We start from the raw sequence: 13,111 nt of genomic DNA, 5'->3' as shown, positions 1-13,111 counted from the left end.
ATGCCGTGCATGGCGCCCCTCGCATGCGCCGGACACGCCGACGCATGCAGGCCTCAGGCCGCGACCAGCGCCGGCAACTGCGCCGGCGTCTGCGCGAGGACATCGGCGCCGGCCTGGCGCAGTTCCTCGGCATCGCCGAAGCCCCACAGCACGCCGATGCTGCGCATGCCGTGATGGCGCGCGCCGTCGATGTCCATGCGCCGGTCGCCGATCATGCGGCACTGCGCCGGCACGACAGAGAGCCGCCGCAGCGCCTCGGCGATCAGCTCGGGCTTGGCCCGGCGCGCACCGTCGTCGCTGGCGCCGATCACGTCCTCGAAGCGGGCGCCGAACGGCAGATGCTCGACGATGCGGCGCGCGAAGCGCTCGTTCTTCGAGGTCACCACCGCCAGGCGGTGGCCGGCCGCGGCGATCGCCTCCACCGCTGCGCCGATGTCCGGAAACACCGTGTGCTCGCGCCAGCCGTGGCTGTCGTAGCGGCTGCGGTACAGCGTCAGCGCCCGCTCCACCAATGCCGCGTCGTCGGGGAAGTGCTGCTGGAAGCTGTCGCGCAGCGGCGGGCCGATCCAGGCGCGCAACTGCGCCGGCGTCGGCAGCGGCTGCCCCAGTTCGGCAAAGGCATGGCGCAGGCTGCCGACGATGCCGGCCTCCGAGTCGACCAGGGTGCCGTCCAGGTCGAAGAACAGAACGTCGGCGGCGCTCACGCGCCGCGCGCCTGCAGTGCGGCCACCGCCGGCAGGGTCTTGCCTTCCAGGAACTCCAGGAACGCGCCGCCGCCGGTGGAGATGTAGCTGACCTGCTCGGCGATGCCGTACTTGTCGACCGCGGCCAGGGTGTCGCCGCCGCCGGCGATGGAGAACGCCGGCGACGCGGCAATCGCCCGCGCCAGGGTCTCGGTGCCCTTGCCGAAAGCGTCGAATTCGAACACGCCGACCGGGCCGTTCCAGACCACGGTACCGGCCTTGGCGATCAGGTCGGCGTAGTGCGCAGCGGTCTGCGGGCCGATGTCCAGGATCAGGTCGTCGTCGGCGACGGCGGTGACGGCCTTCACCGTGGCCTCGGCATCAGGCATGAACTGCTTGGCCACCACCACGTCGCTCGGCAGCGGGATCGCCGCGCCGCGCGCGTTGGCATCGGCCACGATCTTGCGCGCGGTCTCGAGCAGGTCCGGCTCGCACAGCGACTTGCCCACCGCATGCCCGGCCGCGGCGATGAAGGTGTTGGCGATGCCGCCACCGACGATCAGTTGGTCGACCTTGTCCACCAGGTTGGACAGCAGCTCCAGCTTGGTCGAGACCTTGCTGCCGGCGACGATCGCCAGCAGCGGCTTGGCCGGCTGTTCCAGCGCCTTGGCCAGCGCATCCAGCTCGGCCATCAGCAGCGGGCCGCCCGCAGCCACTGGCGCGAACTTAATCACGCCATGGGTGGACGCCTGCGCGCGGTGCGCGGTGCCGAACGCGTCCATCACGAACACGTCGCACAACGCCGCGTACTTCTTCGCCAGGGCCTCGTCGTCCTTGCCCTCGCCGACGTTCATGCGGCAGTTTTCCAGCAGCACGATCTGCCCCGGCTGCACGTCCACGCCATCGACCCAGTCGCGGATCAGCGGCACGTCGACGCCGAGCAGCGCGGCCAGGCGGATCGCCACCGGCTCCAGCGAATCCTCCTGGGTCCACACGCCTTCCTTGGGCCGGCCCAGATGAGAGGTCACCATTACCGCCGCGCCCTGCTCCAGTGCGTGCTTGAGCGTCGGCACCGAGGCCAGGATGCGCTGCTCGGAGGTGATCAGGCCATTGTCGATCGGCACATTCAGGTCTTGCCGGATCAGCACGCGCTTGCCGGACAGGTCGAGATCGGTCATTCGCAGGATGGACATGTGATTGCTCGCTTTCGTGGGGTTGCAAAGGGAAAACAGCGCCAGCCATGCAGTATCGGCGTCGGCTGCGGAACGTCGGGTGCACGGAAGCCGGCCGAGCGCCGCGCGGCGGTCAAACCGGCATTGTCCGGCGTCGGCCGCACAGCGGCAAATCGCGGTGGTGCGGTGCCGCGCACGGTACAGCGTGCGCGCCATCGCCGGATCGGTCAGCCCGTGCCGTCGGCGCCGCCGGGTTTGCGCAGCAGGCTCAGTGCGAAGCCGACCACCAGCAGCGCACCGCCGACCAGCAGCGCCCACAGCAGCCAGGTCTTCCAGTCGCGCGGCGGCGGCGGCGCCTGCAACGCCGCAGCGCCGGCCAGCGGCTGTGCGGCGCCGAGGCTGGCGGTGGCCGGCGCCCATTGCGGCCCGCGCTGAACATGCAAGGCCTGCAACGCGGCGGCCAACGGCGCCTGCGCACGCTGGGTGCGCGCACTGCCGGCAGCCAAGGCATACGGCGGCGCGCCCTGCGCCAGGAACACCAGCGTCTCCGGCTGATAGCCCAGGCGCAGCGCCGGCCGCTGCCGGCCCGGGTCCTGCGCCGCGAACAGCCGCCAGTAGCGGTCGCGTACCGGCGCGGTCAGCGCCTGCGGCGGCGAGCGGCTGCCGCCACCGACCTGGTAGGCCAGCCACGGACCGGCGCGGTCCTGCCAGGGCGCCTCGGCGCTGTCGCGGCTCTGCACGCGCCATTCAATCGCGTTGTTGCCGGGCAAGGCGACGTCCACGCGCGTCACCGGGTAGCGGCCCGGCGACACGAAGGCGTAGCTGTGCTGCGCGGGGTCGGTGCTGACTGCGTCCAGTTGCTGCCAATGCCAGTCGGCGGCCACCGGCGCGGGCGCCAGCTCGGCCTCCACCCCGGTCAGCGGCGGCGCGCTGGCGCCGGCCAGCGGCAGCAGGCGCAAGTAGCGCACCTGCCGGCCGATGGGGATGCGCAGTTGCTGCAGCCGGTGTCCCTGGTTGCTCAGGTCGACCAGGGTCGCATCCGCCACCAGCACCTCCCAGTCGCGCAGGTCGTCGCTGCCCTCGACCCGGTAGCGCGCCTGCTGCGGCTGCGCGGCGGCGGCCCATTGCAGCGACACCGCGCGCAGCGGCGCGTGCAGCGCGCTGGCGTCGACCAGCCAGCCTGCGCCGGCGTCGGCCGCGCCGCTGGCCACACGGGTCTGGATACGGCGCACGCTGCCATCGCGGTCGCGTTCGGCGATCAGCTCCAGGTCCGGTGTGCGCCCATCGCGCGAGGCCGGCAGCGGAAACCACGGCAACGGCTGCCGGCGCGGCGTGGTCTCGGCCTGCTCGGCGGCGAACAAGGCCGCCGGCAACGGATCGCCCGCCGCGTTGAACACCTCCACGTCGCCCAGCGAGGCGCGCTGCGCACGGCGGTAGACCGCATCGTCGAGCTGCACGCGATAGGCCCCGGCATCGGCGTCCTGCAGGGTCAGCGGCCACTGCTGGGCGTAATCGTCGCGCTGGCTGGCGGCGAAGGCGCACAGCGGCAGCCAGGCCAGCAGCAACGGACACAGCGCACGTCGGATCATGGGATGGCCCCCTCGGCCGGTTCGGCGGCGCGCGGCGGTGCCGGCGCCAGATAGCCGACCACGGTACACAACAGCCCGTAAGCGATGAACGACGCGATGCCGGCGACGTTGCCGAGGTTGCCGCGGTCCACCAGCAACAGCTTGCCCAGCACGACCGCCATCAACACCGCACCGGCCAGCCACAGCCCGCGCTGGCCGCGCCGCGAGCCCAGCACCCAGCCGAACACGCCCAGCACGCTCCAGACCACGGTCAGACTGGTCTGCGCCACCCCATTGCCCAACACGCCGGGCCACGGCACCGCCGCCCAATAGTGCACCGCATGCAGGGTGACGCTGGTGATCCACAGGAACCCGGCGCCGGCCAGCAGGTGCGTGCGCCAGGGACGCAGCAGCGCCGGCAGTTCGGGGCTGCGGGTCCAGCGCACGCCGAGCACCAGCAGCGCCAGTTGAGTCAGTTCCAGCGGGTTGAGCACCGGCACCCACGGCAGCGGCGCACTGCTGCCAGGCCGGCCCAGGCTGTACAGCCAGGCCACCGCGAGCAGGCCGAAGTAGGTGCTCTGCAAGGCCGTGCGCCACGGCGCGAACGCCGCGCCCAGCGGCGCCGCCAACCAGGTCCAGCGCCACAGCGACAGCGCCGCGACCAGCAGCCAGGGCGCCACCAGCAGCATCCAGCGCCAGCCGGCGGCGAGACCGCTGTGCAGCGCCAGCCAGCCGCACAGCAAGGTGGCCACGATCGGCCACACCAGCCACCACACGTACTGCGCCGCGCGCGCCACGCTGCCGCCACTGTCGCGCAGGCACAGCAGGCTGCGCACGCCGAGCACGGCGTACAGCGCCCAGGCCCAGGCGCCATGCCCGGCAAACGGCTGCCCGTGCGCATCGGCCTGCCAGGCCGCCAGCGGCACCGCCAGCGCCAGGCTGCCCAGCGTGGTCGCGGCCAATGCCGGTGCCGGCCAGCGCCGCTGCGCTTCGGCGGCGAGCCAGCCGCTGACCGCGACCCAGGCCAGCAACACATCGGCACGCGCATCGGTGTCGACGAACCGCAGGATCTCGGCAACGCCGATGCCGCACCACCAGGCCAGCCCCCACAGGTAGTAGCCCAGCGCCGGCAGCGCGGCACGCTCGCGGCGGTAGCACCAGGCGCTGACGAAGCCGGCCAGGGCCAGCAGCAGCGCGCTCATGAAGGTGGCATTGACGATCGCCTGGGTGTCCTGCACCACCGCGTCCAGGCCCACGGTGAAGCCGAACGCGGCCGCCAGTTGCAGGCCGGCGCCGCTGAGCTGCGGCAGCCAGCGCCGCTGACGCAGGCCCAGCCACACCAGCGACGCGCCCTCCAGCGCGAACACGCTGGCGGTGGCCCGCGCGGACAGCGCCAACGGCACCGCCAGCGTGGCGAAGCCCACCGCCAGCACCGCATACGCCTGCCCCAGCAGCGCGAAGCGCGCGCGCCGGATCAGCGCCGCCGCCAGCAGCGCATAGATCGCCGCCAGGCCCAGCGCGCAGAAGGCCAGCGGCAGGCGCTCGCCGCGCAGCAGACCGGCCTGCAGCGAGAACGCGATCAGCGGCGTGCCGAACAGCAGGCTGCCGTCGATCAGCGTGCTGCGCGTGGCCTCCTGGCGCCGCGCGTACAGGATCGGGATCAGCAGGTAGAAGGCGAAGAACAGCAGCAGGAACGGCTCGGTGCTGGCGAACTTGTCAGGACGGTACTGCAGCACGCCCCACAGCGTGCCGATGCCGAAGGTGAAGCCGAACCCGAGCAGGTTCAGCACCCGCCACGGCCGGTACCAGGCGATCGCGAACACCGCCGCGTTGAGCAGCGCGTAGTAGGAGAACAGCGCGACGTGGTTGCCGCTGCCGGTGGATAGCCACAGCGGCGCGAGGAAGCCGGCCAGCGTGCCCAGCACCGCCAGCGTGCGCGACTCCTGCGCCACCGCCAGCACGCACATGCCCGCGACCAGCGCGACGCTCAGCGCCAGCGCCGCGCCGGCGGGGATCAGCCCGGACAGCTTGAACGCGGCAAACACGGTCAGCAGCAGCACGCCGATCGCCCCGCCCTGCAGGGCCAGCGCAAAGCTGCGCTTGCGCGTGCGCTGGCGCCAGCCGAAGGCCAGGCCGGCCAGCGACGCGGCGGCGATGCCGGCATAGCGCAGCTCGATCGGCATGCGCAGCCAGCCCTGGTCGCCGGCGTACTTCAGCAGCGCGGCGACGCCGGCCAGCAGCACCAGCATGCCGATCTTGACCGGGACGTTGCCCTCGGTGAACCAGCGTTTGATCCCGCCCAGCAGCCGCTCGATCGGATCCGGCCGATGCAGCGCGGCGATCGCGGCGCTGGCGGCGGCGCGCGCCTGCGCCTGCTCCCGCTCGGCCTGTTCGACCGCGGCGGCCAGCGTCGCGAAATCGTCGGCCTGCGGCGGCACCGGCAAGGGCGGCGGCACGCCGGCATCCTCCGCGACCTGGTGCGGACGCGCGAGGTCGAGGGACGCCGCGATCGGCAGGCCCTCGGCCTCCACCTCGGGTTCGGCGGCAGCATCGGGCGTCCCGGCCGCGGCCACGGGGCCGGCCCAGGCCGTCGCAGGCGGCACCGGGGCGGCGGCCATCCGTGCGACCTGCGCCTCCAACGCGGCGAGCCGCTGGCGCAGACGCGATTGCCCCACCAGCGTCACGATCAACAGCACCGGCACCGCCAGCACCGCCAACACCACCAGCACGATCAACATCTCCATTCGACTCGCATCTCCACAGCGGTGGTGCGGCGCCACAAGGCGCCCATCCGGTGTCCGGCAGCGCCGGACCTGGCGCAGATGGTAGACGAGTTCGGTGCCGGCATCGGTCCGCGAACGCGGCCGCGACCCAGGCAGGGCAAGGCACGACGTTCCGACGGACGGTCTTCACGCCACCCTCAAGGCGTTAGCTCGACGGCCGCTACACCCCTTACCACGTCGTGCGTCTGCTGTTCCCTCCCACCCCACCGGCAGCATGAATGAACCTACCCGCCCACCCCGCCGACGCGGGGATCGATGACCATATCCGCGCGGTCGTCGGCCTGTCCGACCAATTGCTGGGCCAGCTGCGCCGCTCGTTGCAGGGCATCGACGCGATCAACCGCACCACCCACATGATCTCGATGAACGCGCGCATCGAATCGGCGCGGATCGGCGCCGCCGGACGCGGCTTCAGCGTCATCGCGCAGGAAATGGACGGGCTGTCGCGACGCGTGGCCGAAGCCACGCAGGACCTGGACAAGGTCGCCGCGCGCACCAGCGCGGAGATGCGGCAGACGCTGGGCCGGCTGCAGGACGACGTGCGCCGCACCCGGCTCAGCGAACTGGCGCTGAGCAACATCGACCTGATCGACCGCAACCTCTACGAGCGCAGTTGCGACGTGCGCTGGTGGGCCACCGACGCCGCGGTCGTGGCGGCGGCACGCGCCGACAGCGACGCCGATGCACTGGCCTACGCATCGCGGCGCATGGGCCAGATCCTGGATTCGTACACGGTTTACTTCGACCTGATCCTGGCCGGCAGCGATGGCCGCATCCGCGCCAACGGCCGGCCGCGGCAGTTTGCCTCGGTCGGCAGCGACGTCTCCGCACAACCGTGGTTCGAACACGCCATGCGCACCCGCAGCGGCGAGGACTTCAGCTTTCAGGGCGTGCACCCCAGTGCGCTGGCCGATGGCGAGCGGGTGCTGGTGTACGCGTGCACGGTCCGCGAGGGGGGCCGCATCGATGGCCGCGTGCTCGGCGTGCTGGGCATCGTGTTCCGCTGGGACGCACTGGCGCAGACGATCGTGCAGCGCACGCCGCTGTCCGAATCCGAATGGGGCCGCAGCCGCGTCTGCATCGTCGACGCGCAGGGCCAGGTGCTGGCCGACTCGGCCGGACGCATGCTGCAGGAGCGGCTCGACTTCGACGGCCGCGAGGCCTTGTTCAAGCAACCGCGCGGCGCGTTGCTGATCGACCTCGATGGCCGGCCGCACTGCATTGCGCATGCCGCCTCGCCCGGCTACGAAACCTACCGCACCGGCTGGCACTCGCTGATCCTGCAGGCGCTGTAGTCGGTACACGACGCACCGCGTCCTGCGCAAAAAGCGGCAGCGGATCACAGGGCAGTGCGTGCTGTGTCGGCACGATGCGCAGGCAACGCCATGCCGCATCGCGTTCGCGATCCGGCCACGAGCATCGCCGACACAGGTGTCGTCGCTGCCTGAACGCCGCTGCATGCCGTATTGACGGCGTCATTTCGCCATGCCTAAGCTCGTTGCGCCGCGCTGATGCCGGACCGACGCATCGCCTCGACGCGACCGGTGCACGCTGGATTGCAGACGCCACTCCCCAGGTAAACGGACATGACCATGAAACCCTTTCGCACCCTGCTGATCTCGACGCTGCTGGCCGCGTCCTTCGCCGCTCCCGCCCTGGCCGAAAAGGTCGACAATCCAGCGCTTTACACCCCTGATGCGGTCAAGAAGAACATCGTCATCGGCAAGACCACCAGGGAGCAGGTGCGCGCCATCTATGGCGAGCCCACCTATGTCTCCAGGACCTCCGGGAAAGAAGGCGGTTACGAGAAGTCTTGGAGCTATCGCCCTAGCGAATCCCACGGCGAGAAGGCGCGCAAGACCGCCACCGGCTTGCTGAAGCGCATGCTGCCCGGTTACTACACCGGCCCTGCGGTCAACGAGGCGCAGGAGCATGGTGTCGGCGCGCGCAACGTCAAGTCGTACGACCTGGAAGTGGAATTCGATGCCAAGGGCGTAGTCACCGATTACCAGCAGAGCGAAAGCAACGTCTCCAAGGACGCGCTGTAACGGCGGCTGAGACGGAGCCGGTGCTCATCGCGCCGTCTCCATCCGCAGCAGTCGGGCCGCCGTCGCGACGGCAAAGCCCATCACGCCACGCCCTGTCACAGCAAAAAGGAGCGCCGATGCGCTCCTTTTTGTTTGCGTCCGTTCGCGGTGTCGCGGGCGTTCGACCGGCGGCGGCACGCCGCCGCGGTCGATGCCACAAGGCCGCGCCGTCCGCACTCGGCGAACGACGCCAGGCGTCTTACTTCGCCACCACCTTGACCATTTCCAGGCACTTGTTGGAGTAGCCCCACTCGTTGTCGTACCAGGACACCAGCTTGACGAAGGTGCTATCCAGGGCGATGCCGGCATCGGCATCGAAGATCGAGGTGCGTGCGTCGCCGCGGAAATCGGTGGCCACCACCTTGTCCTCGGTGTAGCCGAGGATGCCCTTCAGCGCGCCTTCGCTCTGCGCCTTCACTTCGGCACAGATCTCGGCGTAGGTGGCCGGCTTCTCCAGTTCCACGGTCAGGTCGACCACCGACACGTCCGAGGTCGGCACGCGGAAGCTCATGCCGGTGAGCTTCTTGTTCAACTCCGGGATCACCACGCCGACCGCCTTGGCCGCGCCGGTGCTGGACGGAATGATGTTCTCCAGGATGCCGCGGCCGCCGCGCCAATCCTTGTTGCTCGGGCCGTCCACGGTCTTCTGGGTGGCGGTGGCCGCGTGCACGGTGGTCATCAGGCCACGCTTGATGCCCCACTTGTCGTTGATCACCTTGGCCAGCGGCGCCAGGCAGTTGGTGGTGCAGCTGGCGTTGGAGACGATGGCCTGGCCGGCATAGGTGCTGTCGTTGACGCCGTAGACGAACATCGGCGTGTCGTCCTTCGAAGGCGCCGACAGGATCACCTTCTTGGCGCCGGCGTCCAGATGCTTCTGCGCGGTTTCCTTGGTCAGGAACAGGCCGGTGGATTCGATCACCACGTCCACGCCGACCTCGCCCCACTTCAGCGCCGCCGGATCGCGTTCCTGGGTCAGGCGGATCTTCTTGCCGTTGACCAGCAGGTGGCCGCCGTCGACCGACACCTCGCCCTCGAAGCGGCCGTGCACGGAGTCGTACTGCAGCATGTAGGCCAGATAATCCGGCTCCAGCAGGTCGTTGATGGCGACGATCTCGATGTCGCTGCCGAAATTCTGCACCGCCGAGCGCAGCACGTTGCGCCCGATGCGACCGAAACCGTTGATGCCGACCTTGATTGCCATTTCAGTAGCTCCTGCGGCCGCGCCTGGCGCGGCGGATGGAAGGGGAAATCCCATTCTAGCAGGCCAGCCGCGCCCCGCCGGACACGCCGGTTTGATCAGGATCAAGGCGCCACGGTGCGCCGCGCCGGACACTGCGCCCACACCCAACCGAGACTCCACCATGCGTACCCCCTCCCCCTTCCTGCTCACCGGCCTGGCCGCCGCCCTGACCCTGTGCGCCCTGCCGGCGCTGGCGCAGTCGCAAGGCGACTGGACCATCGGCATCGGCGCCCACCAGGTCAATCCGAAGTCCGACAACGGCGCGTTGGCCGGTGGCACCCTGCCGCTGCGCATCGACAGCAACATCCGCCCGACGGTGACCTTCGAGTATTTCGTGCAGCAGAACCTGGGCGTGGAAGTACTGGCCGCGCTGCCGTTCGAGCACGACATCAGCGTCAAGGGCGTGGGCAAGGTCGGCAGCACCAAGCATCTGCCGCCGGTGGTGTCGCTGCAGTACCACTTCAACAGTGCCGGCAAGGTCTCGCCGTTCATCGGCGCCGGCCTCAACTACACCACCTTCTTCAGCGAGAAGACCACCGGCGCGCTGGCCGGCAGCAAGCTCAAGCTGGACGACTCCTGGGGCCTGGCCGCGCACGCCGGCGTGGACATCGCGCTCACCGAAAAATCGGCGCTGCGCGTGGACATGCGCTGGATCGACATCGACAGCAAGGTGAAGGTCAACGGCAGCGATCTGGGCACCGCGCACATCGATCCGCTGGTGTACGGCCTGGCCTACGTGATGAAGTTCTGAAAAGGCTCCGGCGCCGCCGCCATGTGCGACGGCGCCGACAGGACTGGCGCCGTTCGCCGCGGTGGCGCCTCCCGGGCACCGGTCGCGCGCCAGGTCGGCAGCGGCCACGCACGCGGACACGCCGGTCGCAGCGCGTCCGCGGCGCTTCTCTGGCAGACTACGCGCCACACGGATGTGGATCGGCGCACGCCGGGCCGACACGGGGTTCGCATCCGCCCACTCGTCGTCCACCGGGGTCTCCCATGCCGCCACGCCTGTTCCGTCGCCTTGCCGTCGCCGCCATCGCCAGCATCGCCCTGCCCGCTGCGGCGCAATCGGCCGGCCATTTCACCACCAGCTACGGCCTGCACGGCATGGTGCCGGGCGGCTCCAACGGCACGCTGCGCGGCAGCGACCAGCGCTTCGACGCCGACACCGCGCCGGCCGTATCGTTCAGTTACGAGTACTTCTTCCGCGGCAACCTCGGCGTGGAGATCCAGGGCCTGGTCGGCCAGCAGAAGATCGGCGTGGACCGCGGCGGCGATATCGGCAGCGCCTGGATGCTGTCGCCCACCATCTCGCTGCAATACCACTTCAACGGCAACGGCGACATCTCCCCGTTCGTCGGCGCCGGCCTCAACTACACCGCCTTCCTCGGCAGCGACGGCAAGGGCGCATTTTCGTCCAATGACGTGAAGTTCAAGGACAGCGTCGGCCCGGCGCTGCATACGGGCGTGGACTTCGCCGTGGGCGAGCGCAGCGCGATCCGCGTGGACGCACGCTGGACCGGCATGCGCAGCGACGTGGAGGTCGATGGCAGCAAGCTCGGCAAGGCCAAGCTCGATCCGGTCACCTACGGCGTCGCCTACCTGATGTATTTCTGAGCCAGCGCATCGGGCCGCGTCCAAGGCGGCCCTGGGCAGCCGGCACACCTGCCGCGCCACGTTGTCGCCACGCTGAGCCGCAGCGCAACGGACCCGGCACGGGTCATGGCCGCGTCGTCGTCGCCGGCTAGAATCCGCGCATGAAAACCTCTTCCCTCGTTTGCACCGCGCTTGCCGCGGCCCTCGCCGCCGCGCCGTCCGCCGCTTTCGCCTGGGGCCCGCTGGGCCACCGCCTGGTCGCCGATCTCGCCGACACCCAACTCACCCCGGAAGCCCGCGCCCAGGTCCAGGCCCTGCTGCAGGGCGAACCCGAACCGACCCTGGCCGGCGTGGCCAACTGGGCCGACCAGCTCCGCGAACACGATCCCGACCTGGGCAAGCGCAGCGCGCGCTGGCACTACGTCAACCTGGCCGAGAACGACTGCCACTACGAACAGACCCGCGACTGCCCGGACGGCAACTGCGCGGTCGAGGCGCTGCGCCGCCAGGCCGCGATCCTCGCCGATCGCAGCCAGCCGCAGGCCGCGCGCGTGCAGGCACTGAAGTTCGTCGTGCATTTCACCGGCGACGTGCAGCAGCCGCTGCATGCCGGCTACGCCCGCGACAAGGGCGCCAACACCGTGCAGATCCAGTTCGATGGCAAGGGCACCAATCTGCACGCGCTGTGGGACAGCGGCCTGCTGCGCAGCCGTGGATTCGACGAACAGGCCTACCTGGCCGAGCTGGAAAAGCAGCCGTTGCCGGCGCCGTCCCCGGCCGGCAGCGCACTGCCGCCGCCAGCGGCCGCCTGGGCCGAGGCCTCCTGCAAGATCATGATGCGCCCGGGCTTCTATCCGCCTGGCGCCAAGCTGCCGGCCGATTACGTGACGACCTGGCGCCCGGTCGCCGAGGCGCAATTGCGCCAGGCCGGCGCCGACCTGGCGGCAACCTTGAACGCAGCGCTGGGCAAGTAAGCGCGGCGCACAGTGTAGGAGCGGCTTCAGCCGCGATGGGCTTGCCTGGGAAAGCACATCGCGGCTGAAGCCGCTCCTACAAGAGCACTTCTTACGCCACACCCGGCTGCGCCCGCGCCCAGCGCACGATCTCGGCGGTGCCGATGGCGCCGCTGTGCCGGCCGAGTTCGCGTCCCTGCCGCAGGAGAATCAGCGTCGGAATGCTGCGAATCCCGAAGCGCCCGGCCAGCGCCGGCTGCGCGTCGCTGTCGAGCTTGCCCAGGCGCAATTGCGGCTCCAGTTGCGCCGCAGCAGCGGCGAAATGCGGGGCCATGGTCCGGCACGGGCCGCACCACGGCGCCCAGACGTCCACCAGCAGGGGAAGATCGCTGCGTTCGGCATGCGCGGCCAAGTTGTCCGCAGTCAGCGTCACCGGCGTGGCGTCGAACAAACCGCGATGGCAGCGCCCGCACTGCGGCGACGCCGACAGCTTATCGCCCGGCACGCGGTTGAGCGCGGCGCAGTGCGGGCAGGCGACATGCAGCGGCTCGCTCATGCCCCGGCCTCGATGCTCTTGTCACCGAGCAGCACGGTGCCCTGCGCATCCTTGACGGTGACCTGCACGTCGATGCCCTGGCGCACGCTCTGGGTGACCACGCAGAACTGCTCGAACTGGGCGAGGATCCGCTCCAGTTGCGCGTAGTCCTGGTTGGCGCCGGGCAACTGCAGTTCCACCGACGCCTGCGGAATGCGCCAGAACCCCTCCGGATTGCGCATCGGCGTGGCGGTGATGTGCGCGACCACACCGGCCGGATCGTTCTTGTACTTGCGCATCGCGAACAACAGGCTCGCCGCCAGGCAATTGGCGATGCCGGCCAGCAGGATGCGCGTGGGATTGGGGCCGCGCTCCTGGCCCAGCGGCGCGGCTTCGTCGCTCAGCCAGGGCTCCAGCGCGGTTTCGTCGAAGCGGATACGGAACGCGAAGTCCGTGTCATGCTCCAGGGTGACGCGGATCGGATCGCCGATGGGCAT

Annotated in this window: 12 protein-coding genes; 5 read left to right on the top strand and 7 right to left on the bottom strand. The window is 70.3% G+C overall.

From position 1 onward, the window contains the following. Window positions 1-53 precede the first annotated feature (53 nt). The 4 genes from GGR64_RS09300 to GGR64_RS09285 all read right to left on the bottom strand — a co-directional run bounded on the left by GGR64_RS09300 (window position 54) and on the right by GGR64_RS09285 (window position 6,167). On the bottom strand, window positions 54-704 hold the full coding sequence (locus tag GGR64_RS09300) for an HAD-IA family hydrolase (protein ID WP_184447041.1): 651 nt from the start codon (window positions 702-704) through the stop codon (window positions 54-56). Continuing rightward, entirely contained in the window at window positions 701-1,876 is a 1,176-nt protein-coding gene (locus GGR64_RS09295) for a phosphoglycerate kinase (protein WP_184645397.1), read from the bottom strand. Before GGR64_RS09295 ends, GGR64_RS09300 begins: the two co-directional genes overlap by 4 nt. Before the next feature lie 206 nt (window positions 1,877-2,082). After that, complete coding sequence (locus GGR64_RS09290; RefSeq protein ID WP_184645395.1) at window positions 2,083-3,444, bottom strand: DUF3999 domain-containing protein; 1,362 nt, start codon at window positions 3,442-3,444, stop codon at window positions 2,083-2,085. Next, window positions 3,441-6,167 (bottom strand): DUF2339 domain-containing protein, encoded by a 2,727-nt coding sequence (locus tag GGR64_RS09285; RefSeq protein WP_184645393.1) that lies wholly within the window; start codon window positions 6,165-6,167, stop codon window positions 3,441-3,443. Before GGR64_RS09285 ends, GGR64_RS09290 begins: the two co-directional genes overlap by 4 nt. 257 nt (window positions 6,168-6,424) lie before the next feature. Here GGR64_RS09285 and GGR64_RS09280 point away from each other — a divergent pair, with 257 nt between their 5' ends. Both GGR64_RS09280 and GGR64_RS09275 read left to right on the top strand, forming a co-directional pair. After that, window positions 6,425-7,501 carry a methyl-accepting chemotaxis protein gene (locus GGR64_RS09280; protein WP_184645391.1) on the top strand — a complete coding sequence of 359 codons (1,077 nt, stop codon included), beginning with the start codon at window positions 6,425-6,427 and terminating at the stop codon, window positions 7,499-7,501. A 291-nt stretch (window positions 7,502-7,792) separates the two neighbouring features. After that, complete coding sequence (locus tag GGR64_RS09275) at window positions 7,793-8,254, top strand: hypothetical protein (protein WP_184447044.1); 462 nt, start codon at window positions 7,793-7,795, stop codon at window positions 8,252-8,254. A gap of 238 nt (window positions 8,255-8,492) precedes the next feature. Here GGR64_RS09275 and gap read toward each other — a convergent pair whose 3' ends face one another. Beyond that, window positions 8,493-9,494, bottom strand: coding sequence for a type I glyceraldehyde-3-phosphate dehydrogenase (gene gap, locus GGR64_RS09270; protein ID WP_152236154.1), 1,002 nt, complete (start codon window positions 9,492-9,494; stop codon window positions 8,493-8,495). A 160-nt stretch (window positions 9,495-9,654) separates the two neighbouring features. Between gap and GGR64_RS09265 the strand changes: the two genes are divergently transcribed. From GGR64_RS09265 to GGR64_RS09255, 3 genes are all read left to right on the top strand, one after another. Further along, window positions 9,655-10,284 (top strand): OmpW family outer membrane protein, encoded by a 630-nt coding sequence (locus tag GGR64_RS09265; RefSeq protein ID WP_184447045.1) that lies wholly within the window; start codon window positions 9,655-9,657, stop codon window positions 10,282-10,284. A 242-nt stretch (window positions 10,285-10,526) separates the two neighbouring features. Beyond that, window positions 10,527-11,147, top strand: a complete 621-nt coding sequence (locus tag GGR64_RS09260; RefSeq protein ID WP_184645389.1) for an OmpW family outer membrane protein — start codon at window positions 10,527-10,529, stop codon at window positions 11,145-11,147. 140 nt (window positions 11,148-11,287) lie between these two features. Beyond that, window positions 11,288-12,100, top strand: a complete 813-nt coding sequence (locus tag GGR64_RS09255) for a S1/P1 nuclease (protein ID WP_184645387.1) — start codon at window positions 11,288-11,290, stop codon at window positions 12,098-12,100. A gap of 91 nt (window positions 12,101-12,191) precedes the next feature. On the opposite strand, the gene trxC is transcribed toward GGR64_RS09255, so the two are convergent. Further along, on the bottom strand, window positions 12,192-12,635 hold the full coding sequence (trxC, locus tag GGR64_RS09250; protein WP_184645385.1) for a thioredoxin TrxC: 444 nt from the start codon (window positions 12,633-12,635) through the stop codon (window positions 12,192-12,194). Further along, window positions 12,632-13,111 carry an OsmC family protein gene (locus GGR64_RS09245; protein ID WP_184645383.1) on the bottom strand — a complete coding sequence of 160 codons (480 nt, stop codon included), beginning with the start codon at window positions 13,109-13,111 and terminating at the stop codon, window positions 12,632-12,634. Before GGR64_RS09245 ends, trxC begins: the two co-directional genes overlap by 4 nt.

Origin of the sequence: Xanthomonas sp. 3307, from assembly GCF_014199735.1 — a bacterium.
GTDB classification, from domain to species: Bacteria; Pseudomonadota; Gammaproteobacteria; order Xanthomonadales; family Xanthomonadaceae; genus Xanthomonas_A; species Xanthomonas_A rydalmerensis.
This window is presented reverse-complemented; position numbering and strand designations above follow the sequence as displayed.